Source organism: Allosphingosinicella deserti, assembly GCF_003012735.1.
GTDB lineage: Bacteria > Pseudomonadota > Alphaproteobacteria > Sphingomonadales > Sphingomonadaceae > Allosphingosinicella > Allosphingosinicella deserti.
The window spans coordinates 82,903-105,524 of record NZ_PXYI01000004.1; the positions used below are offsets into that span (position 1 = coordinate 82,903).

18 protein-coding genes are annotated in these 22,622 nt (G+C 65.2%); 8 read left to right on the top strand and 10 right to left on the bottom strand.

Features of this window, described 5'->3' with window-relative positions:
* The first annotated feature begins 83 nt into the window (after nt 1–83).
* Both C7I55_RS12470 and C7I55_RS12475 read left to right on the top strand, forming a co-directional pair.
* Nucleotides 84–641 (top strand): tetratricopeptide repeat protein, encoded by a 558-nt coding sequence (locus C7I55_RS12470; protein ID WP_106513322.1) that lies wholly within the window; start codon nt 84–86, stop codon nt 639–641.
* A 138-nt stretch (nt 642–779) separates the two neighbouring features.
* Complete coding sequence (locus C7I55_RS12475) at nt 780–1,406, top strand: superoxide dismutase (RefSeq protein ID WP_106513323.1); 627 nt, start codon at nt 780–782, stop codon at nt 1,404–1,406.
* Nucleotides 1,407–1,560: 154 nt separating this feature from the next.
* Here the strand turns inward: C7I55_RS12475 and C7I55_RS12480 are convergent, their stop codons facing one another.
* Genes C7I55_RS12480 through dapF form a run of 6 tightly spaced genes read right to left on the bottom strand, consistent with a single transcriptional unit; the run spans nt 1,561 to nt 7,001 of the window.
* A complete protein-coding gene (locus tag C7I55_RS12480; protein WP_106513324.1) occupies nt 1,561–2,337 on the bottom strand; it encodes an ABC transporter permease in 777 nt (258 codons plus the stop codon).
* Nucleotides 2,334–3,353: an ABC transporter ATP-binding protein gene (locus tag C7I55_RS12485; protein ID WP_106513859.1), complete on the bottom strand. Its 1,020-nt coding sequence runs from the start codon at nt 3,351–3,353 to the stop codon at nt 2,334–2,336. The genes C7I55_RS12480 and C7I55_RS12485 overlap by 4 nt, the downstream gene beginning before the upstream one ends.
* 42 nt (nt 3,354–3,395) lie before the next feature.
* Nucleotides 3,396–4,037: an inner membrane-spanning protein YciB gene (locus tag C7I55_RS12490; RefSeq protein WP_106513325.1), complete on the bottom strand. Its 642-nt coding sequence runs from the start codon at nt 4,035–4,037 to the stop codon at nt 3,396–3,398.
* A complete protein-coding gene (gene ftsY / locus C7I55_RS12495; RefSeq protein WP_106513326.1) occupies nt 4,034–4,960 on the bottom strand; it encodes a signal recognition particle-docking protein FtsY in 927 nt (308 codons plus the stop codon). Before ftsY ends, C7I55_RS12490 begins: the two co-directional genes overlap by 4 nt.
* Nucleotides 4,957–6,213, bottom strand: a complete 1,257-nt coding sequence (gene mtaB / locus C7I55_RS12500) for a tRNA (N(6)-L-threonylcarbamoyladenosine(37)-C(2))-methylthiotransferase MtaB (protein WP_106513327.1) — start codon at nt 6,211–6,213, stop codon at nt 4,957–4,959. The genes ftsY and mtaB overlap by 4 nt, the downstream gene beginning before the upstream one ends.
* On the bottom strand, nt 6,210–7,001 hold the full coding sequence (gene dapF, locus C7I55_RS12505) for a diaminopimelate epimerase (RefSeq protein ID WP_106513328.1): 792 nt from the start codon (nt 6,999–7,001) through the stop codon (nt 6,210–6,212). The genes mtaB and dapF overlap by 4 nt, the downstream gene beginning before the upstream one ends.
* Nucleotides 7,002–7,112: 111 nt before the next feature.
* Between dapF and C7I55_RS12510 the strand changes: the two genes are divergently transcribed.
* Together C7I55_RS12510 and C7I55_RS12515 are read left to right on the top strand one after the other, a co-directional pair.
* Nucleotides 7,113–7,349 (top strand): type II toxin-antitoxin system CcdA family antitoxin, encoded by a 237-nt coding sequence (locus C7I55_RS12510; RefSeq protein ID WP_106513329.1) that lies wholly within the window; start codon nt 7,113–7,115, stop codon nt 7,347–7,349.
* Nucleotides 7,349–7,645, top strand: coding sequence for a CcdB family protein (locus tag C7I55_RS12515; RefSeq protein ID WP_106513330.1), 297 nt, complete (start codon nt 7,349–7,351; stop codon nt 7,643–7,645). Before C7I55_RS12510 ends, C7I55_RS12515 begins: the two co-directional genes overlap by 1 nt.
* A gap of 21 nt (nt 7,646–7,666) precedes the next feature.
* On the opposite strand, the gene C7I55_RS12520 is transcribed toward C7I55_RS12515, so the two are convergent.
* Nucleotides 7,667–10,447: a YadA-like family protein gene (locus C7I55_RS12520; protein WP_106513331.1), complete on the bottom strand. Its 2,781-nt coding sequence runs from the start codon at nt 10,445–10,447 to the stop codon at nt 7,667–7,669.
* Nucleotides 10,448–10,763: 316 nt separating this feature from the next.
* On the opposite strand from C7I55_RS12520, the gene C7I55_RS12525 reads away from it, so the two are divergent.
* Together C7I55_RS12525 and C7I55_RS12530 are read left to right on the top strand one after the other, a co-directional pair.
* Entirely contained in the window at nt 10,764–11,306 is a 543-nt protein-coding gene (locus C7I55_RS12525; RefSeq protein WP_106513332.1) for a hypothetical protein, read from the top strand.
* A complete protein-coding gene (locus tag C7I55_RS12530; protein ID WP_106513333.1) occupies nt 11,303–11,965 on the top strand; it encodes an AprI/Inh family metalloprotease inhibitor in 663 nt (220 codons plus the stop codon). The genes C7I55_RS12525 and C7I55_RS12530 overlap by 4 nt, the downstream gene beginning before the upstream one ends.
* Before the next feature lie 28 nt (nt 11,966–11,993).
* Here C7I55_RS12530 and C7I55_RS12535 read toward each other — a convergent pair whose 3' ends face one another.
* Complete coding sequence (locus C7I55_RS12535; protein ID WP_146151010.1) at nt 11,994–12,629, bottom strand: COG3650 family protein; 636 nt, start codon at nt 12,627–12,629, stop codon at nt 11,994–11,996.
* Between the two features lie 443 nt (nt 12,630–13,072).
* Here C7I55_RS12535 and C7I55_RS12540 point away from each other — a divergent pair, with 443 nt between their 5' ends.
* Nucleotides 13,073–14,896 (top strand): DUF885 domain-containing protein, encoded by a 1,824-nt coding sequence (locus C7I55_RS12540; RefSeq protein ID WP_106513860.1) that lies wholly within the window; start codon nt 13,073–13,075, stop codon nt 14,894–14,896.
* Between the two features lie 45 nt (nt 14,897–14,941).
* Here C7I55_RS12540 and C7I55_RS12545 read toward each other — a convergent pair whose 3' ends face one another.
* The gene (locus C7I55_RS12545) at nt 14,942–16,342 is read right to left on the bottom strand and encodes a glycoside hydrolase family 28 protein (RefSeq protein WP_106513335.1); all 1,401 of its coding nucleotides are present in this window, start codon (nt 16,340–16,342) and stop codon (nt 14,942–14,944) included.
* Between the two features lie 292 nt (nt 16,343–16,634).
* Between C7I55_RS12545 and C7I55_RS12550 the strand changes: the two genes are divergently transcribed.
* Nucleotides 16,635–19,604: a TonB-dependent receptor domain-containing protein gene (locus C7I55_RS12550; protein ID WP_106513336.1), complete on the top strand. Its 2,970-nt coding sequence runs from the start codon at nt 16,635–16,637 to the stop codon at nt 19,602–19,604.
* A 233-nt stretch (nt 19,605–19,837) separates the two neighbouring features.
* Here the strand turns inward: C7I55_RS12550 and C7I55_RS12555 are convergent, their stop codons facing one another.
* Nucleotides 19,838–22,579, bottom strand: a complete 2,742-nt coding sequence (locus tag C7I55_RS12555; RefSeq protein ID WP_106513337.1) for a DUF5695 domain-containing protein — start codon at nt 22,577–22,579, stop codon at nt 19,838–19,840.
* Between the last annotated feature and the right edge of the window lie 43 nt (nt 22,580–22,622).

A 22,622-nucleotide genomic window follows, 5' to 3' on the forward strand; every position in this document is an offset into this window, starting at 1 on the left:
CACCCTTGAAGGGAAACATGACCTTGTGCGCCGGATCCGGCGCAATCCGCGGGGTTCGCACAAGGTCCAGGAGGAGCTGGACCATGATCGTTCGCACAATCCTCTTCACCGCCGCAGCCGCGGCGATCGCCTGGCCTGCTGCGGCCGCCGTCACCGTTCTCGGCAGCAGTTCGGCCCGCATGTGCTACCTCAGTGCCGAAAACGGCGTGCGTGCCGTTCCTGCCAACCTCGCCGACTGTGATACCGCCCTTGGCAGCGAGGGCCTTACCGACGCGGACCGCGTCGCGACCTTCGTCAACCGCGGCATCCTGAAGCTTCGACTCGGGCGGCTTGGCGAGGCGAATGCCGATTTCGATGCGGCGATCGCGCAGGATCCTGACCAGGCCGAAGCCTATCTCAACAAGGGAATGGTTGCCCTTCGTAGCGAGGATAGCTGGCAGCAGGCGCTGAGCCTGTTCGACACGGCCCTTGCCAAGCAGACCACACGGCCGGAGCTTGCTTATTACGGCCGCGCTGTCGCCAACGAGATGGGCGGGCGGATCAAGGCGGCTTATCTGGACTATCGACAGGCAAGCAGCCTTGCACCGAAATGGTCGGAGCCGAAGACGGAGCTTGCCCGCTTCACGGTCCGTCAGCCATAGCGCCCGCTCCACCCGACGAGGGGTGGACGGCAGCCGCATCCGAAGCTCTTGGACGCGCGTTGTCGCGGTCCACAGAGTGCGACCTCGATTGCGCTTCGGTGACGCCGGAGCGCGCGGGGTCCGGAGGAGAAGAAATCCATGGCGTTCATCCTTCCCGAGCTTCCCTTCGACAAGGAGGCGCTCGGCGACTTCATGTCCGCCGAGACGCTCGAATTCCACCACGGCAAGCACCACAAGGCCTATGTCGACAAGGTCAATGGCTGGCTTGGCGAGAAGGGCCTCGAGGGCGCGTCCCTAAGCCAAGTCATCCGTGCCGCCACCGAACGCGGCGACAAGGGCCTGTTCAACAATTCGGGCCAGATCTGGAACCACAATTTCTTCTGGCAGTGTCTTGCGCCGCCGCAGAGCCAGCGTCCGACCGGCAAGCTCGCCGCCCTGATCGAGGAGGGCTTCGGCTCGACCGAGACGATGCTGTCGCAGCTCAAGGACGAGGCGGTCGGCCACTTCGCCAGCGGCTGGGCCTGGCTGGTGCTCGATCAGGACAAGCTCAAGATCACCTCGCTCCACGACGGCGACAGCCCGGTTGCGCACGAGGGCATGAAGCCGCTGCTCACCGTCGATGTGTGGGAGCATGCTTATTACATCGACTACCGCAATCAGCGCCCGGCGTTCGTCGATGCGGTGCTCAACAATCTGATCAACTGGGAATTCGTTGCCCAAAATCTCGATGGCAACGGCATCTCCCGGGCCGACCAGCAGAGCTGATCACGCTGGCGCGCGGCAATCCTCCCTGGCACGGGGAGGGGGGCCGCGCCAAGCGAGGTGGAGAGGCCGGCAACGAGCTCGGAGCAACCTCTCCACCGCCTGCGGCGGCGGTTTCCCTCTCCGTAACCCAGGAGGATCTTGCGACCGGTCGTCCTTACGCCTTGAGCCGGTACCCCGTGCGGAAGATCCACCAGATCACGGCGAGGCACAGCAACAGGAAGCCGAAGGTCGCGAGCACGCTGACGCCGATCGCGACGTCGGAACTGCCGTAGAAGGTCCAGCGGAAGCCGCTGATCAGATAAACGACCGGGTTGAACAGGGTGATCGTCCGCCACGGCTCCGGCAGCACCTCGATCGAATAGAAGGCGCCGCCCAGAAAGGTGAGGGGGGTGACGATCAGCATCGGGATGATCTGAAGCTGTTCGAACCCTTTGGCCCAGATGCCGACGATGAAGCCGAACAGGCAGAAGGTGGTCGCCACCAGCAGCAGGAACAGGACCATCCAGAATGGGTGGAGGATGCTGACCGGCACGAACAGGTTCGCGGTCGTCAGGATGACCAGCGAGATCGCAGTCGCCTTGGTGACCGCCGCGCCGACATAGGCAAGCACGAGCTCGAAGGCCGACAACGGCGCCGACAGGGGTTCGTAGATGGTGCCGAGGAAGCGCGGCATGTGGATGCCGAACGACGCGTTGAAGATGCTCTCGTTGAACAGGGATAGCATCATCAGCCCGGGGACGATGAATGCGCCATAGTCGATGCCGTTGATATCGCTCATGCGCGAGCCGATCGCCGATCCGAACACGACGAAATAAAGCGAGGTGGTGATCACTGGAGTCGCGAGACCGGTCCAGATCGTCCGCAGGAAGCGGTGCATCTCGAAACGATAGATCGCCCAGACACCGTGACGGTTGAACGCGCCTACGCTCATTCTGCCTCTCCCGCGCGGCCGCTGGTGCCGTTGTTTTCCCGGTCGCCGTTGCCGCGTCCGTTTGTCCGGTGCGCAGCGCGGCCGCCATCGCCGCCTCGGTCGGTCGTCAGGCTGACGAAGATGTCCTCGAGCGAGCTTTGGTGCGTCGCCAGATCCTTGAAGGCAATGCCGAGGTCGCTCATCCGCCGCAGCAGCGAGGGCACGCCGGTGCGGTCGGCGTTGGCGTCGAAATCATAATAGAGCTCCAAGCCGTCGGCGCCGAGGCTGAGCGCCCAATCCGAGAGATTCGCGGGGATCTCGGTCAATGGCTCGCTGAGATTGAGGGTCAGCCGCTTGCGGCCGAGCTTCTTCATCAGCTCGGTCTTCTCTTCGACCAGGATCAATTCACCCTTCGAGATGACGCCGACGCGGTCGGCCATCTCCTCCGCTTCCTCGATATAGTGGGTGGTAAGGATGATGGTGACGCCGCTTTCGCGGAGTTGGCGGACCAATTCCCACATGTCGCGGCGCAGTTCGACGTCGACGCCGGCGGTGGGCTCGTCGAGGAACAGGATGTCGGGCTCGTGGCTCAGCGCCTTGGCGATCATCACCCGGCGCTTCATGCCGCCCGAAAGCTCCAGGATCTTGGCTTTGCGCTTGTCCCACAGCGAGAGATCGCGGAGGATCTTCTCGATAAGCGCCGGGTTGGGACGCTTGCCGAACATCCCGCGGCTCAGCGCCACCGTCGACCAGACCGGTTCGAAGGCATCAGTATGCAGTTCCTGCGGGACTAGGCCGATCTTGGTGCGGGCGGCGCGATAGTCTCGGACGATGTCGTGGCCGTCGGCGGTGATGCTGCCTTCGCTGGCGTTGACGATGCCGCAGACGATGCTGATCAGGGTCGTCTTGCCGGCGCCGTTGGGGCCCAGCAGGGCAAAGATCTCGCCCCGATTGATGTCGAGGCTGACATTCTTGAGCGCCTCATGCCCGCCGGCATATCTCTTGGAGAGATTGCGGATCGATATTACCGGCTCCATCAGGCGCGTCTCCCCATTTTCCATTTGTCTCGTCCCCCCGTCTCACTGCGTCGGTGGGACCGGAGGATCATCCTTGTCGTCGCCGAGCTGGAGACCGTGACGAACCAGCATCGGCACGTTGGCGGCGGCGAACAGGAAGGTTGCCGGAATGAACCCCCACAATTTGAAGCCCGCCCAGAAGGTGGTGCTGCTATTGCGCCAGACCAGCTCGTTGGCGATCGCCATGACCAGGAAGAAAACCGCCCAATTGCGCGACAGCAACTGCCAGCCCCGTTCGGATAGTCCGGGATAGGCGGTGCCGAGCACCATCTTCAGCAGGTTGCGTCCGGTGACAAGGCCGAAAGCGAGCAGCGACGCGACGATCAGATAATAGATGGTCGGCTTGATCTTGATGAACACCTCGCTGTGGAACCACAAGGTGGCGCCGCCGAGCACGAGGACCATCGCCGCCGAGAACCACAGCAAGGGCGAGACGTGGCGGTAGCGGAACAGCGACACCGCGATCGCCGCCACGATCGCGATCATGAAGGCGCCGGTCGCGGCGAAGATGCCAAGCGTCAGATTGACGATGAAGAACACTGCGAGCGGACCGAGGTCGGTGAGCAGGCGGACGCCTGCACTCGACTCCGGACGGCTTGCTTTCGAGATCGGCTCCGGCACGTTCGATCCTTCGCTGCCCGTCATCGTGCCAGTCCCGCAATCGCACGGGCGATCACGCGAGGATCGAACGGACGCAGATCGTTCATCCCTTCGCCGACGCCGATCGCGTGGATCGGCAGCCCGAATTGCTCCGCCGCCGCGACGAGGACGCCGCCGCGGGCGGTGCCGTCGAGTTTGGTCATGATCAGTCCTGACACGCCGGCCACTTCCTTGAACACCTCGATCTGGTTCAGCGCATTCTGCCCGGTGGTCGCGTCGAGAACGAGCACGACATTGTGCGGTGCCGCCGGATTGAGCCGGCCCAGCACGCGCCGGATCTTGGCGAGCTCGTCCATCAGACCCTTCTTGTTCTGAAGGCGGCCCGCGGTGTCGACGATCAGTGTGTCGATCCCCTCTGCGGTCGCCTTCTTGACGCCGTCGAAGACGATCGCGGAGCTGTCGCCGCCCTCGGGACCGGAGATGATCGGCACGCCGATCCGATCGGCCCACACCCTCAGCTGCCCGATCGCTGCGGCGCGGAAAGTGTCGCCGGCGGCGAGCAGCACGCCGTAATCCTGCTCCAGGAACAGGTGGGAGAGCTTGGCGATCGTCGTCGTCTTGCCCGAGCCGTTGACGCCCACGATCAGGATCACCTGGGGACGCGGAAAGGCATCGATCTCGAGCGGCTTGGCGACCGGCGCCAGCACCTTCTCGATCTCGTCGGCAACCACTTCGCGCAAGCCCTGCTCAGTGAGGCCGCGCTCGAAGCGCTCGCCCGCGAGCCGTTCGCGGATCCGGCCGGCAGTGGCCGGCCCGAGATCGGTGGCGATCAGCGCTTCCTCGATCTCGTCCAGCGTCTGCTCGTCGAGCGCGGCGCGCGCGAACAGCCCGCCGAGATTGTCGCCCAGCCGCTCGGACGTCTTCCGAAACCCGGACTGCAGCCGATCGAGCCATCCTGCGTCGCTCAAGCAACCTCTCCGACCAGCATTTCGCCTTCCACTCTTGTGATCACTGCCTCCACCGTCTTTCCCACGTCGCAGCCGCGCGTCAGCCGCACCGGCGCGAAACTCTCGCCATGGCCGAAATCACCGGGTCGCTCGACCAGCACGCGCTGGCGTGTGCCGACGAGAGCGTCGAGCCAAACCATCTTGCGCCGCCCGCTTGCTGCCCGCAGCCGCCGCGCCCGTTCGCGCGCGACGGTTGCCGGCACTTGCGGCATGCGGGCCGCCGGTGTGCCCTGCTTTGGCGAATAGGGGAAGATGTGTCCCATGACGATGTCGCAATCGTCGACCAGACGGAGGCTGTTCTCCGCCATCTCCTCGGTCTCCGTCGGGAAGCCGGCGATGAGATCGGCGCCGATCGCGATTGCCGGACGCGCCGCCTTCAGTCGCTGGACGATCTCGACCGACGCAGCGCGGCTGTGACGGCGCTTCATCCGCTTCAGCACCATGTCGTCGCCGGACTGGAAGCTCATATGGAGGTGCGGCATGAAGCGCGGCTCGCCGGTGACGATGTCGAACAGGCGCGCGTCGATCTCGATACAGTCGAGCGAGGACAGACGCAGCCGCTTGAGCTCCGGCACGTGGCGCAGGATTCGCTCGATCAGCAAACCCAGGGAAGGGGCGCCGGGCAGATCGGGGCCGTAGCTGGTGACGTCGACTCCGGTCAGCACCACTTCCTCGATGCCCTCCCCGGCTAGCGCCTTGATCCGCTCGACAACGAGTCCGGCCGGTACCGAGCGGCTGTTCCCGCGACCGTAAGGAATGATGCAGAAGGTGCAGCGATGATCACAGCCATTCTGCACCTCGACAAACGCGCGCGAGCGTTCCGCGAAACCGGACACGAGGTGCGGTGCAGTCTCGCGCACCGCCATGATGTTGGACACCCGGATTTCGGCGGACGCGGAGTCGCGGGAGCGGGACGGGACGAACGAGCCCGCCTCGAACTTCTCGCGATTGCCGAGCACCCGGTCAACCTCGGCCATGGCCACGAAGGTCTCCGGCTCGACCTGGGCGGCGCAGCCGGTGACGAACACCCGCGCATCCGGGCGGGCGCGCTTGGCGCGGCGGATCGCCTGCCGGGTCTGCTTCACCGCTTCGTTGGTGACCGCGCAGCTGTTGACGATGATCAGATCGTCCTCGCCGGCCGCCAGCGCGCGCATCGCCTCGCTTTCCGCGGCGTTGAGGCGGCAGCCCATCGTGATGATCTCGGGGCCGCTCACAAATCGACCTCGCCGGTGAAGACATGGGTCGCGCCCCCGCGCATCCTGATCGTGGCGCCGGGCGTCCAGGAAATCGTCAGCGCGCCCCCCGGCAGCCGGACCTCGACCCGGTCGGCAACCAGCTTGCGCCGGATCGCCGCAACCGCGGTCGCGCAGGCGCCGGTTCCGCAGGCGCGGGTCAGACCGGCGCCGCGCTCCCACACACGCAACCGGATCGCGCCGTCCTCGAGCGATGCAATGTTGACATTGATCCGATCGGGGAAAAGCGGATCGTTCTCGATGATCGGCCCGAGCCGTTCGAGCTCGACGGACCCGGCATCGTCGACGAAGAAGATGACGTGCGGGTTGCCGACATTGACCGCTGCCGGATCGCGCAGACCCTCCCAGCCGATCGGCAGGGTGGCGGTGTCGAGCGGATAAGCGAGCGGGATCTCGTCCCAGCCGAAACGGGGAACGCCCATGTCGATCTCGGCCTCGCCGTCGCCGGCTTGCCCCTCGAGGATGCCGGCCATGGTCTCGATCCGGCTGTGCCCGCCGGCGATCAGGGCGACGCAGCGCGTGGCATTGCCGCAGGCCTCGACCTCGCTGCCGTCCGAGTTCCAGATCCGCATCCTGAGATCGGCAGTGTCCGAGGGCTCCATGACGATCAGCTGATCGAAGCCGATCCCGGTGCGGCGATCGCCAAGGGCGCGCGCCGTCGCAACGTCCATCTCCAGCGGCACGTCACGCGCGTCGAAGATGACGAAGTCGTTGCCGAGGCCATGCATCTTTCGGAACTGCCGCTTCATCGCGCGAGCAGATAGGGGGCGGGAGCCCCTTCGTCCACCTTCGCGCGGGATCATGAAGGTGGTGTGTTCAACCTGTTTGCGCATGAATGGTGTGCATGATATTTGTTCATCATGAGCAAACAGGAACCGCAGGGGCGCAAGCGGCCGACCAACGTGTCGCTGAGCGTCTCCCTTCTCGAGGAAGCCAAGGCGCTTGGGGTCAACGTTTCGCAAGCCTGCGAGCGCGGGCTCGCCGAGGAGGTCCGGGCGACCCGCGCCCGCAAATGGCTGGAAGGCAATCAGGCGGCGCTCGCCTCGTTGAATCGCTTCGTCGACGCATCGCCGCTCGGCGGCGTGCGGCAATTCTGATGGCACGCTTCGACATCTGCACGATCCGCAACGGCGCGCTGGTCATCGATTGCCAGGCCGACATTCTCGCCGGGCTCAAGACCCGGTTCGTCGTGCCGCTGATCGAGGAGAAAGACGGTCTGGAGCCGGCGCAGCGCCTCACACCGGTGTTCGAGATTTCCGGACGGCGCTACGTGATGATGACCCATCTCGCCGCCGGCATTCCGGTCGGCGAGATGCAGGTCATCGTCGGATCGCTCGCCGACCAGGAGGCCGAGATCCGAGGCGCGCTCGATCTGCTCCTGGTCGGACCCTAAGGATCTAGGCGAAGATCCGCATCACCATCCGAACGTCATGCCCACTCGTCCGCCGATCGAACCCTTGACGGTCGATCCAGCAAATCCGCCGCTCACCCAGACATGGTTGCTAACCCTCGCCACGGCAGCGCCCGAGAACCCCTGCTGACCGCGATACGTGGCGAGGTTGAACGAGACTGCGATCGTGGAATCCGGCGGGATCATCGTGCCGCCCAGCGCCATCGCTGCGGCGATGCCGCCATTGGCGCGACGGATGCTGTCGTTGAGACCGAGCTCGAGCGCTTCCGTGCGCCCTTCGATTGCGCTGGTGCGGCTGCCGAGAGTCGACAACTCGGCGACATCGATGCTGGATGTGCCGAGATTGCCGGCAAGATCGGTGGTGACCATGCTCACTGCACCGCTCTGTGCCGCTCGGCTGGCGGAGGTGTTGAGGCCGGGCATGCTGTAGGTGGAGCCCGCCGAACCGAGTGCGACCTGCCCCGCCCGTGTGGCGGTTGCGCCTTGGCCGATCGCGACGCTCGCGGCCGCGCCGGCGTTGGCCCCGTCGCCGAGTGCAATAGCGGAACTGCCGCTGGCGACGCTCTGGTTGCCGAGCGCGACGGCACCCTGGCCGGTCGCGCTGTTGGTGTTGCCGAGCGCGACGGCACCCTGACCCGTGGCGAGGTTCGGATCTCCGATCGCGACCGCGCCGTTGCCGCTGGCGCTGTTGCCGGCTCCGATCGAGACCGATTTGCCGCCGATCGCCCGCGCGGCGTCTCCGATCGCAACCGAGGAGCCGCCGCTTGCCACGGAATTCTCGCCAACGGCGATCGCGTTCGTGCCGCTCGCCTGCGGCCCCGGACCCGTCATGTTGCTCCGAAAGTAAGCGCCATCGGCAGACGCCTGGTTGGCGGTCGCAAGCGCCGTGTTCGCCGTGCCTTGTGCCGCATTCGCGCTCCCTTGCGCCGTTTCCGCGTTGGCGAGTGCGGTGTTCGCCGTGCCTTGCGCCGCTGCCGCGTTCGTCAACGCGGTGTCGGCACTCCCCTGTGCCGTCGCGGCATTTGCGAGCGCGGAGTTGGCTGTCCCCTGCGCCGCGTTGGCGGCGGTCAGTGCCTGGGCGGCAGTGCCGCCGCCACTGGTCGCGGCGGCAAAGGCATTGTCCGCCGTGGTCTGCGCCGTCGCCGCATTGGCCAGCGCCGTGTTGGCAGTCGCCTGCGCAGCCTGGGCGGTGGTCTGCACGGACGTGAGCTGATCGAGATTGACCGCGTCGGTCCCGCTGGTGCCGGCACGTACATTGGCGATCTGCCGCTCGGCGCCGACCCCACCCACGGACACCGTATCTGCGCGGGTGGCAACGGAGTTCACACCGAGCGCAACCGAGTTGGTGGCGCTCCCTTCGACCCGGGCGCCTTCTCCGATCGCGGTGGATTGATCGGTGAACGCGCCGGCAAAGGCGCCCACGGCCGTCGAGCCGAGGCCGGTCGCCTCGGCGCTCCGTCCGAGCGCCGACGAGGGCCCGTTGCGCGCGATGGCGCCGGTGCCGACCGCAACGCCGTCGCCCTGCACGGCCTCGGAGAGATAGCCGACTGCGACGCCGGACACGCCGGCGCTGGCCTCCGCCCCAAGCGCGACACCGCCCAACCCCGTCACCGACGTGCTGGAACCGAGCAGAACCGCCCTATCCGCCGCGCTGTTCGCAGTTGCGCCGATCGCGATCGTGCGCTCGCCTCCGGCGAACGCCGAGGTGCCGATCGCAAGCCCGTTTTGGCCGGATACACCGCTGCTGAAGCCGATCGAGGTTCCGCCCACCGCGTTTGCGATCGATTCCCGGCCCAGCGCCAGCGAGCTTTCTCCAGTCGCTGTCGCCGATCTGCCGAATGCGGCGGCACTTTCGGCCGCGGCTCGGCTGTAGCTGCCTAGGGCGATGGCCTGAAGCGCACTCGCCTCCGAGTTCAAGCCAAGCGAAACCGCGTTTTCGCCGCTCGCGATCGCTGCCATGCCGACAGCGACTGAGGCGACGCCCTGCGACTGGGCGTCAGTGCCAAGTGAAAGACTGAGGTCTCCCGTTGCGCGGGCGAAATTGCCGAGCGAGGCTGCGCGCTGTCCGGCCGCCCGCGCCTCGAAGCCGACGGCGGTCGCCTGACTGCCGGTGATCGTTCCGAAACCGATCGAGATCCCGCCATAGCCGTCTGCCCCGCTTTGATAGCCCATCACGATCGCATCCGCGTAGGTCGAGCCTGCCCCGTCTCCAATTGCGATCGTGTGGATCCCGCCGGAAATCGCGCTGAAGCCGATCGCAACGCCGTTCCCGCCACTCGCAACCGCGGCGTAGCCGACGCCTATGGCACCGTCCGCCGTCGCCTGGGAGCCGAGACCGACCGCGATGGATTGATCGCCGCTTGCGGTCGCTGTTGTGCCCAAAGCGGCGCTGCTTTCGCCCGAGGCGCTCGCGAATGCCCCGACGGCCGTCGCGAGCACTCCGGAAGCCTCGGCTTCGGAGCCTAATGCGGTTGCCGATCCGCTTGTTGCTGCGGCGCCTGCACCGACGGCAACTGCCGACACGGCAGGCGTAGCGTTCTGCCCCTGCGCATTCGCGCCTTCGCCGATCGCGACATTGCCATTGCCGCCGGCAGTGGCATTGCCGCAGACGACGTTGTTGACCGACGCGGGGACGATCGTGCCGACCGGATTGCCGTTTGCATCCTGGCACAGCACATTCTGCGCCTCGGCGGTTGCGGGAAGGATCATCAGTCCGATTGTTGCCGCCGACGTGGTCGCAAGAGCGCGCACGAACGCACGATGGCGAAAGTCGATAATCTGCATGTCTGTTTCCCTACGCTTGAATAAGTATGATGTGGACCGCGGCGGTGAACACCTTCCGTCCGATGACGGGTGGGCTCAGAGCCTGAGTGCTGCGTTTGGCTACACAGGTAGCGCTGCTCGGAGCGTGGACGGCAGCGCAGCGCGAATGGACCGGGGCGCAAGGACGCGGCTGGACCCCACCCTGGTGTTGCGGGCGGTTGGCCCTCACGTTGCGCCGGAGTCCAAGTGCTTTGCGCGCTTGTCCAAGCGCCGCTCCTGTAGGGCAGCTAAACAAGCCGTCCGGAGCGTCCTTGGCTCCCGCGACATGGAGAGGACCATGATTTTCCCGAAAGGCCGAGCCGGCGTATTCGCGGTCGCGTGCAGCGGTGCAGTGGCGGCTTCGGCCGTCGTAAGCGCGTGTGGCAGCGGCGGTGAAAGCGGGAGCGGTGGCTCGATCCCGGCGGGGTGGAACGCCCTCGACGCTTGCGCGACCCTAGGCAAAACCGATGCGGCAGCGGCCACGGGGGCGCAAGTCCGCGCTGCCACCTTGTCGACGGTCGTCGAGCCCAAGAACGGAAGTGCCGGCTTCTCGATGTGCACGTTCGAACTTGCCAATGGCGGTAAACTGATGCTGCTGACTCGAGAAGCGCCGAGCGACGACGCCACCGCGACGGCGATTGAGGCGGCGCGCACGGCCGGCGGGTCGATGCCGCCGGCGCGCGACGTGCCGGGGCTCGGCCGCGCCGCTCTGTGGAGCGAAGAGACGAAGGGGTTGCAGCTGTTCCTCGACGGTCGGCGCTACGCCACGATCAACTATTTCGCGCCGCCGGGTGTCGATCCGGAGCCGGTGGCGATCGCGGTCGCTAGGAACTTGCTGTGAGGGGCACCCGTGTCTTCGTCGCTCTTCTGCTGGCCACCAGCGGCGCTGAGGCGCAGGTCGGCGACGAGATGATCCGTGAGACGGCAGGCAGGTGGCAGATCATCCCTGCCGACGGGTCACCGGCCTGCTCGATCGTGCTGACCGCGACCCCAGATGGCGCGGAACGCTGGCGCGCGCAGCCGGAGCCGGCCTGTGCCGCACGCGTGCCTGCTTCGCGGGGCGTCACAGGCTGGAGACTGGCGGACGGAATGGTGCTCCTCGACGCCAGGGGACGCGCGAGGATGACCTTCGTCGAAGACGAGACGGCCGTCCCGACCAGTCCCGACCTCATCAATCCGCGACACTATCTGATGCCTGCAGTGGCCGGATATACCCATCGCCTCCAACCCGCCGAATGGGCCGGCACATGGAAGATCATGCAGACTGGGAAACGGTCGTGCACGATCACGCTTCGCCAGGCGCCGCCCGGCAACGGCGGCGCGGCCGGAACGGTGACGGCCGCCTGCCCAAGAGGGAGCGTGCCCGCGCGGCTCGAACGTTGGTCGCTCGAGGACTTGAAGCTGATCCTGTGGGGCAAGAACGATTTGGTTCTCGCGTTCGAACCGGCCCCCCATGGCCGCTGGATCGCGGAACCGGGGGCTTGGAGTCTCGCGAGATGACCGCGCAAGCCGCGTCGTCTCGTCGGAGTTACGACGGAGCAGCGCAGCCCTTGCGCAATTCGCCGCCGGTGCGGAGCTCAACGGCGATCGGATAGGCCCTGTCCGACATCCCGTCGGAGCAGCCCGGCTGACTGCGGGCACGCAGCTCGAACGGCTTGCCGCCGAGCGCGCCCGTCCAGGTCTCGTTGCCGCCGTCGTCCTTGCTGTAGCGCGTCCAGACCCGAGTACCCGTCTGATCTTCGGGGTGGCTGTAGGTGACGCAGCGGCCGTCGATCTGCGCGTTCCAGAAGGGTTCGGTGCCGATCGCGCGGATCGGCCGGACGTCCAGACGTTGGTCCCCCTGCTTGCGGCAGGCTGCAGCTGCAGTGTTCGTTCGAGGCTCAGGTGGGACAGCACGGGCGCTGCAGGCTGCGACGAATTCGCGGACCAGGTCCTTCGGCGGAGCGTCATGAGGACCGCTCGACTGAGCGCCGTAACCGGCCGAAATCGGACCTGCGATCAAGCGCTCGAAATCGGGGGGGAAGGCACCGGTCGCGGTGATTCCGCCGTGGCCCCGATCCACCTTGGTGTCGGCGACGAACGCCTCGACCTGGCTGCCGCTGCCGAAGGACAGGCGTTCCTCGCTATCGATCCGTCGAAGAGCGGGAATGTTCACGACGAGCATGTTCGCGCCGGCGGGGCAGAACAGCTGGACCGCGGCCTTCCCGCCGGTCTCCGCCAGTGCCAGGGTTGCGCCTTCGCGGTCGGACTGAAGCGTCCACCGCGAAGACGTTTGTGGGGCCGAGGATTTCGGCGGAGACTCTGCGGAACGTTCGGCTGTGTTTGCACTCACTTTCGCAGACTCGTTCGATGCATCCGGCGTCGGGGCACCGCTGCCGCATGCGACAAGCAGCAGGTACGCAGTGGTGATCGGCACAATGCGCATAGTGAGATCCTCTCGACCAAGCTTAGCTTCGGCGCGATCGTTGCGGAAGTTTTACGATCATGGCCGCCACCAGTGTGCATGGCCCATTTCGCCGCCGCCGTCGATGCGCTAGCGGGACCCTTATTCGAAGGGGATAGATGACCATGATCTCGAAAACGGCAGTGCTTGCGACGGGGCTCGGCATGCTGCTCCTTTCCGGTTGCACGACGGTCGCGGCATCAGGCGCGGCAGGCGGAGCGGCGGCAACCGAGGCAGCGCCGGAGTTGATCCCGGCTCCGGAGTCCGGGCGTGCCAGCGCCGCCGAGCAGCTCCACGCCCTGTTCAAGCAAAGCGACGAGGACAATCTCCGCCGCAACCCGATCAACGCCCTGTTCCGCGGCGACATGCGGTATGCGGATCAGCTCGGCGACTATATCACCGACGCTTATTATGCGGCGGAGCGCGAGGCGGCCCGGAAGGAACTCGAAACCCTCGCATCGATCGATCGGGCCGCGCTGTCGCCGACCGACCGTATCGCCTACGACGTGTTCAAGCGCCAGCAGGAGCTGCAGCTTCGCAGCGCGTCGGCCGAAATCCTGGCGCTCACCGCAGTGCGGCCGATCGACCATTTCTCGGGCTTTCACAGTTTCTACCCAGATCTGGCGTCGGGCGAGGGCGCGGCACCGTTCAAGACGGTCAAGGATTATGAGGACAACCTCAAGCGCCACCGCCAATATCCGGTGCTGCTGGACCGAGCGATCGGGCGCTTCCGAGAGGGCATGAGCTCCGGCGTCGTCCAGCCCAAGCTGGTCGTCCGCAACGTCATCGACCAGCTCGATCTCCAGCTTGCGCAGGGTGTGGAAGGCTCCACCTTCTACGGTCCGGTCCGCACCTTCCCCAACGATATTCCGGCCGCCGATCAGCAGCGCCTTCGCGCAGACACCGCGGCGGTGATTCGAGACGAGATCCGCCCGGCCTACGTCCGGCTTCGCGATTTCCTCAAGAACGAATATCTGCCCGTTGCCCGGGACGGGGTCGGCCTCGCTGACATGAAAGGCGGCGCGCAACTTTACAATTTTCTGATCGAGCAGAATACGACCCTGCCGCTCTCGGCCGACGACGTCCACACTCTCGGCCTGCGCGAAGTCGCGCGAATCCAGGGCGAGATGGAGACGGTCAAGAACCAGGTCGGCTTCAAGGGAACGCTCGCGAGGTTCTTTGAATATCTGCGCACCGACAAACGCTTCGAGCCTGCTTCGAAGGAAGCGCTCCGCGATGGCTATTACGCGATCGGCAAGCGCGTCGATGCGCGGGTCGGGACCCTTTTCGCAACGCTGCCCAAAGCCCCGCTCGAGATCCGGCCCGTGCCGGATTACCGCGAGAAGAACGACGCCGGCGGCAGCTACAATAGCGGCACGCCCGACGGCTCCCGCCCCGGGGTTTTCTACTATAACAGCTACGATCTTCCCTCGCGCAAGACATGGGGAATGGAGACGCTCTACCTCCACGAGGGCGCGCCGGGCCATCACTTCCAGATCAGCCTTGCGCAGGAGAATGAAGCACTGCCCAATTTCATGCGCTTCGGCGGCAACACCGCCTATGTCGAGGGCTGGGCGCTCTATGCCGAGACCCTGTGGGACGAGCTCGGCATGGAGACCGATCCCTATCAGCGGTTCGGAGGCCTCAACGACGAGATGCTGCGCGCGATGCGCCTCGTCGTAGACAGCGGCATTCATGCCAAGCGCTGGACCCGCGATCAGGCGATCAAGTACATGCTCGACAACAGCTCAATGGGCAAAACCGACGCCACCGCCGAGGTCGAGCGCTACATCGCCATTCCCGGCCAGGCACTCGCCTACAAGCTCGGCCAGCTCAAGATCCTCGAACTGCGCGCGCGGGCCGAAAAGGCGCTCGGGTCGAAGTTCGACCTTCGCCAATTTCACGAGCAGGTGCTCGGCACCGGGGCGCTGCCGCTGACCGTGCTCGACAGCAAGATCGACGACTGGATTGCAGCCAGGCGCGGATGACGGGCAGGGCAGGGGGCGGGACCAACGCGGTGGGTGATGCCGGCATTACCGGCGGCCGGTCGCGCCGTTTTCCTCGATCAGCGCCTTCCCACCGGTCGCCCGCACCCGCAGGCCCCGTGCGTCGACCTCTGCGTTGCGGATCAGCAGCCCGCGCCTGGACTCGACGCGCACGTCCTTGAACACGAGGCCTTCGATCGGACGCTCGGGTACTCCGACGACGATTCCGGCGCGGTCGGCACCGACCGCGCGGAGCCCCTCGACACGGACGTTGCGGATCCAAGGTGTGGAGCCCGCTTGGTAGGGCTGCTGCGCATCGGTGTCGGCCGGATAGATTTGGTGGCCGAGCACGAAGCCGCCCTTGGCAGCGAGCTGGGCGGCGACGGCCGTCTCGTCATAGCCGGCCCCTTCATAATAGCCGGAGAAGACCATCGGGGTTTCGACGTCGGTCATCCTGTTGTTGCGGAACACGATGTCCTGGACGAGCCCACCCCGTCCAGGCGGAGTCTTGATGCGGATGCCGTACATCGATCCGGTGAGGTCATTGTCCTCGACCAGCACGTTCCTGACGCCGCCGATCGTCTCGCTGCCGATGCAGATGCCGCGACCGGCGAAGCCCTTGTTGCCGCGGATGACGATGTTCTCGACAGCCGCGTCCGGTCGCGCCGGGTTTCTCTTCATGGATTTGATCGCAACCACATCGTCGCCGACGTCGAAGACATTGTTCGTGATTGTCATGTTGCGGACGTCGATCGGATCGATCGCGTCTGTGTTGGGTGAGTGGGCAAGGGCAACGAACCTCATGCCATTCACGCGAATATCCTCGCTGTCCTTCACGACCAGGTGGAAGCTCGGGCTGTTGTAGAGGCCGACCCCGTCGAAATTGAGGTTGCGGCTGCGCGCCGCGTGGACGAGGCGAGGGCGGTTCGTGCCGCCACCCTTCATGTTTTTACGCGCCTGCGCCCGCCACCGATCCCACCAGCTCTGGCCCTGGCCATCGATCCGTCCCCCACCGGTGATTGAAACGTTCTGCGCATCGGCGATGTTGATCAGCGCGATCCAGTCGGCGTTGGTGACGTAGGCCTTGGTCACATCCGTGACCTTGTACGGCGCTTCGTCGGTGATGCCGACCAGTTCCGACCATTGCGCGAGGTGAAGGTCTATATTCGATTTGAGGAAGATCGGCCCGATCAGATATTCTCCCCGGGGCACGAGCACGGTGCCGCCGCCCTTGCGCGCGCAATCATCGATCGCGCGCTGGAAAGCCTCGGTATCGAGGAAGACCCGGGTGCCCTTGGCACCGTAACGGGTGACGTCGCAGGTGCGTGCCGGGATGCTCGACGGTTTCGCTGTTGCCGGCGCCGCGCGCGTGGAAGGCGTCGGCGAGAAGACCAGGGCTATGGTCGCGATAGCCGATGCGAACCCCCGCCTGCCGAATGACCGGACCATCCTGTCCTCTCCTAAATTTCTGTTCTGGCACAAGAAATTAGAAACAGGGTTCGCAGAAGTCCAGCTTCTTTGACACCGGTGTCGATTGAAGCTGCGGTCCGCCCGAACTTCGCTGGACCGCCTCGGCACGCCTTCGAGAAGTTTTCACATCCGTGCCGATCGGTTCGTTAGCGGAGAGGAAGCGATCAGAAACGCCACGTTATGTACAGCGGATATCGTATAATATATTTGACATACGATAGTCATTCATGATCCATGTGCCCCGACACGAAGAGTCACAAAGGGGAAGCACATGACGTTTCGTCGCAACCGCATTCGCGTGCTGCAGGGATCCTGTGCAGCAATCGCCTTCACCGTCTGTGCCGCGGGCGTGCAGGCGCAGACGATCGACACGACGAACGCCGAGCCGGCAGGCGATCTCGCAAGGGCCAGGGCGGAGCCGACTGGAAACGCAACCGGCCCCGGGGAAGATATCGTCGTCACGGGGACGCGCATTCAGCGCCCAGGCATGACCAGCAACAGCCCGATCACCGCGGTCGACGCGGGTGAGATCCGGCTGCAGGGCGCGACCAATATCGAGAATGTGCTCAACCGCCTGCCGCAGGTCACGCCGGATGCGAACGAGAATGTCTCCAACGGCTCCGACGGCACCGCGCGCATCAATCTGCGCAATCTCGGCAGCAACCGGAACCTGATCCTCGTCAATGGTCAGCGGCTGCTGCCGATCCAGGCGACGGACGTGAACCTCATCCCCGCGGCGCTGGTGAAGCGGATCGACGTGGTGACCGGGGGCGCCTCTGCGGTCTACGGCTCGGACGCGGTTTCGGGCGTGGTGAACTTCATCATGCTGGACGATCTCAACGGCGCCCGGCTCGACGTCCAATACGGCTTCTCGGCACACCACAACAATAACGACTTCGCCCGCGATATCGTGAGTGCGAACGGCTATTCAAATGCGCTTTCGTCGCCTGTCGACGGCCAGAAGTTCGAGGCGACGCTGGCGCTAGGCGCGAACTTCGCGGACAATCGCGGCAACGTGACGGCCTATTTCGGCTATCGCGACATCCAGCCCATCGTTCAGGCCCACCGGGACGTTTCCGCCTGCGCCTTCGATCCGGCAGGGACGGGCAATTCGACCCTGACCTGCGGCGGATCGAGCAACAACCCGTTCGGCCTGTTCCAGCCGCTGACCGGCCCGAGCGCCGGGCTGCGCTTCAACAACACCCGTGACGGCAACCGCACCTGGGTGCCCTACGACAGCAGCTTCCGCTACAACACGTCGCCGCTCAACTACTTCCAGCGCTCTGACAAGCGCTACACCGCCGGCGCCTTCGCGCATTACGAAGTGACGCCGGCTGCGGAAGTCTACGGCAGCTTCATGTACATGGACGACAACACCTATTCGCAGGTGGCGCCGTCCGCGCTTTTCCAGGGCACGACCTATACGATCAACTGCAACAATCCATTCCTCAGCCAGGAGCAGGGACAGAGCCTGTGCGGTGCTGGCTACGGCACCTCGGCGACACAGGATCTGTTCATCGGCTATCGTCCGGTCGCCGGCAACGCGAAGCCAAGGCGTGACGATCTGCGCCATACCGATTTCAGAGTCACCGGCGGTGTTCGCGGCGAGATTGCGGAAGGCATCCGATATGACGTGAACGGGCTGTTTTCGTCCGTACTCTTCAATGAGAACTACCAGAACGACATCGATCCGCAGGCTGCCAATCGTGGTCTTCAGGTGGTCAACGTCAACGGCGTGGCGACCTGTACCTCGGTGATCGACGGCACCGACCCCGATTGCGTGCCGCTCGACGTGTTCCGCTACAACGGCATCAGCGACGAGGCTTTCGATTACATCTACGCGCCGACTTTCACCCGCGGTCTCGACAAGGAGACGGTGATCAGCGGCACGGTCACTGCCGATCTGACGTCGTACGGGATCAAGAGCCCATGGTCCGACGAAGGGATCGGCGTGGTCCTTGGTGTCGAGCATCGCCGCGAGAGCTTGAAGTTCGAGGCGGACGCACTCGCCCAGCGGAAGGGCACGCAGGAATCGCAGGGCAAGTTCAACGTCACGGAATTCTTCACCGAAGTGCGGTTGCCGATCGCATCGGGCAGGCCGTTCTTGGAAGCGCTCGCGCTGACCGGCGGCTATCGCCTGTCCAACTACAGCTCGATGGAAAAGAAGATCTCGACCTACAAGATCGAGGGCGAATACGCGCCGGTCAAGGACATTCGCTTCCGCGCGAGCTACAATCGCGCAATCCGGGCACCCAACATCTCGGAACTGTTCGCGCCCCAGCAGATCGGCAATGTTTCCGCCCAGGATCCCTGCTCGGGCCCCAATCCGACCGCGACGCTCGGCCAATGCCAGCTGACCGGCGTCACCACCGCGCAATACGGCCACATCTTCGAATGTCCGAGCGAAGTCTGCAGCGCCCAGGGCGGCGGCAATCCCAGTCTGCGCCCAGAGGAAGCCGACACCTATACGGCCGGTATCGTGCTGACGCCGCAATTCCTGCCGCGCTTCAACCTCTCCGTCGACTATTTCAACATCAAGGTGAAGGACTATATCAGCTCGGTTCCGGCCTCGCTGATCATCAGCCAGTGCTTTGCGACAGGAGATCCCTTCTTCTGCGGGTTGTTCACCCGTGACCCGCGCTCAGGCGTGCTGTTCGGCGAGGCTGGATATGTGGAATCGACGACACAGAATACCGGCTCGCTGAAGACGTCGGGCATCGACATCGGCGCGAACTGGTCGACTCGCATTGCCGACAAGGTTGCGGTCGATGTCGCCTTCGTCGGCACCTGGCTCAACGAATTGCTGAACGAGCCGCTGCCCGGTCTCGGCGCCTATGACTGCAAGGGCCTGTTCGGACCGACCTGTGGCCAGCCGACGCCGGAATGGCGGCATCAGGCGCGGATCACCGTTTCCGACGCCAATCGGATCGGGTCGGTGTCGCTCAACTGGCGCTACATCGGCGGGACCAAGCTCACCAACAACACCGACGATCCCTTCCTGACCGGGCCGTCCTACATCATCAACAGCAAGATCAAGGCCTACAATTACTTCGATCTGGCGGCCTCCGTGGAAGTGAAGGAGGGCATCGCCTTCCGCTTCGGCGTCAATAATCTGTTCGACAAGGATCCGCCGGTCATTGCCCAGGGGCTGCTCAGCGCGTTCGGCAACGGCAACACTTATCCCGGTGTCTACGACATTGCCGGCCGCAGCTTGTTCGCCGGCCTGTCCGCCGCCTTCTGATCGACCAAGGCCCCGCACGCGCGGCGTGCGGGGCTATTCCGATATCCCACCCACGGTAGCCGACAGGCGCATGATCTCCCGCCCCCTACCATCGCCCTGTCCGCCTTGCTCGCGACAGCCGCCTTAGCGATCCACGCGCAGCAGCCAAACGGCGCCTCCGTCGACCGCTCGGTGCATCTTCGATCATCCGATCCTTGTCCTCAAATCGCGGGGTCGCGCTCCTTCGACCGGAATCAGCGCGGCGTGAGAACAAGGCGCGTCGGCGCTGCCGTGAGCCCGATCGAATATGCCTCGCGCTCCTCGGTGCCGCGATCGGGGCGATATCTTCGGCCGTCTTTCGTCGTTGTTTCGATGCGCAGCCGGGCCAACGGCGTGGTCGCGGTTGCGGGATCGAGAACCAACTCGATCGTGCCGGTTGCGGGCGCATAGGTCGCGGACGAGATCTTGCCGGCCTCGAGCGTCAGCCAGGCGCCGGCCGGCGCGACGAACAGGCGGCTCCGCGCGCCGTCTTTCGGTGCGATCCGAACCGTCCCGTTCTGCTCGACGGCGGTGCCGCCGAAGCCGAGCCAGCCGAAGGCAGGATGATCGACCAGATAGGTCGCGGCCGCATAGACATGGCCGAAATAGCCCATGCCGTAATCGCCGCTATACGGATCCCATGCCATCCGATCCGGCCAGGAGTGGAAGCCTGCCGACGAGAAACCCTCCCGATCGACGTTGGTGATACCGCCCATCAGGCCGCCATAGGCCACCCGCAGCAGATGGAAATCGGACGGATCGGCGCGGTAAGCGTCAAACAGGGGTATGGCGTTGAGGGTCGAGCCATAATGATGGATCTGCCGCTCGATCCGGGGAAATTTGCCGGCGTATAGAAAATCCCAATAGCGCCGGGCGTTGCCGTTATAACCCCAATGGGGAACCGTCGGATCATAGCCGAGGATCACCTCGCGGGTGGTGTCGGCCTGCTTCTGCCAGCCGAAGAAGCGCATCCACGCGTAGACTTCGGCCTGGCCCGTGGAATCCCACGCCATCTCGCTGCCGAACGGATAGGCGAGCGTCCGCCAATGTTCGGCGCGGCCGCGCATCAGCCGCTCCATTTCAGCGGCTTCTTTGGCCAGGTTCTCGCGCTTCAGATCCTTGAGGATGTCCACGAAGATGTCGCCTTCCATCTGGCCGAATTGGGCATAATGCGGCGCATCGCGCATCATCGCGACGCTGGTCTGGAAAGCGCGTTCGAGATACCAGCGCCAGTCGTGCCGCCGGACCAGCCCCTGATGATTGCGGGCCAGTCGGTACAGCACCCAATGGCCGGCGGCGACGTGCGGATAATTGTAGGAGCGGCCGAGATCGTCCGCCTGCGCCTTCTTCCACGACGCCCAGGTGGTCCAGTCGCGGTCCTTGTCATAAGCGTCGGGGAATTTGATTGGATCATAGTAGAACAGGCTCTTCCTGACGCCGCCTGCATGCGGGCCATCGGCGACCTGGAGCTTGCCGACGATCGTCTCGTCGATCAGGCGCTCGAGCTTGGCGACTTCGCCCGCGTCGGGATTGTCGAGCTGCTTCATGATCGCGGCAAGCCAACTGCCGCCGCCGCCTTCGTCGCTCATCCCGGCGATCCAGACGCGATGATCCTGGGTGACGATCTCGTTGGCCTCGCGATCGTAGGTGAGGATGGCGGGCGCGCGGCCGAATGGATCGCGCGCGTCGTCGGTCCATTGCCGGGTGGTCGAGAAACGGCCGAGATCGGCATGAAGCTGCTCGAGCGGCTTGGTGACGAAATAATGGATCGTCCCGACACTGCCGTCCGCATAGATTATGGAGAGACGGGCGCGGCCCCAGCCCTTGCTGCTGACGGCATAACGCTGCCATCCGTTGACACTGCCCGAGACGGTGGCGGTGAGCGCTCCGGCGGGGTGGCTTTCGATCCGGTGCACCGGGCTGCGGCTCTTGAGGAACAGCAAGGCGGGCTGATCGGTGGGAACGACATAGCCGGGAAGGCCGACGGCGACTGGACGTCCATGATCGGCCAGAATCTGCTCGATCGCGCGGATTGCCGGCGCCTCGAGGAAGCGGATGCCGATCGTGCGGCTCTCGCCCGGGGCCAAGGTGAAGGCGGTCGGGGGATTCCATTGCTCGCCGGCCGCTTTCCATTCGCGCTCGGCAAATCCCTTGCTCGCCACCAGCCAGTCGTAAAAACCCTCCGCCGTCTGGGCACGCGGCGAACGGTCGGAGAGCACCGAATCCGGTGCCTCCTTGGCCGTCACGATCGGCGAATAGGCTTCGAGCGGCGTGCCTTTCTCGGGGACGACCAGCAAAGCAGGGCCCTTGCCGTTGAGGCGCGTGACCTGAAGATAGCCGGCGTCGGCACCGACATAGGGATCGACGAACACGGCGCCGGCGTGCGCCTGCTCCAGGGAGCGATCGGTGATGATGTTGTCGAACACCATCGGCATGCCGAGGCCGCCGACCTCGACCGGCGCGGATCCGCGATTGGTGAGGGTGAAGCGGAGGGCGAAAACGCCGTTGTCGTCGACCCAGTGCCGCTCGACGGAAAGCGGGATTCCCTCGCCCATAGACGCGGTGATGTCCGAAGCCGACAACGTGGCGCCTGCGGTGCCGAGCGCCCGGACGGTGCGGCGACGATAAGCCGACGAGAAATCGCGCCAGTCGCCCTTGCCGGTGCGGACGCGCAGGTGAAGATCGCCGAGATGGACATAGCCGTCGGCGCTGCGCTCCGCAGCGCGGCCGGACGGGACGAAATCGAAGGCCGGTTCGGTGGCGGGGGAGAGACGGGCGAGGGTGCCGGTATCGCGGCGAAAGGCGACTTGAAACGGTCCCACACGGCGGATCGCGTCGCCGGCGGCAGCCGGCTTCGCCGCTCGCGGCGGCGCCGCGAACGATATCGAGCCGATCGCGGGAACGGCAGCGACCGAGACGATCAGGGCTGCCGTCGAAAACCAGCGGGACGCGATCATGACCTTACTCCCTGGATGGCGCGCTGCGGCCCGCCGTTCGCTG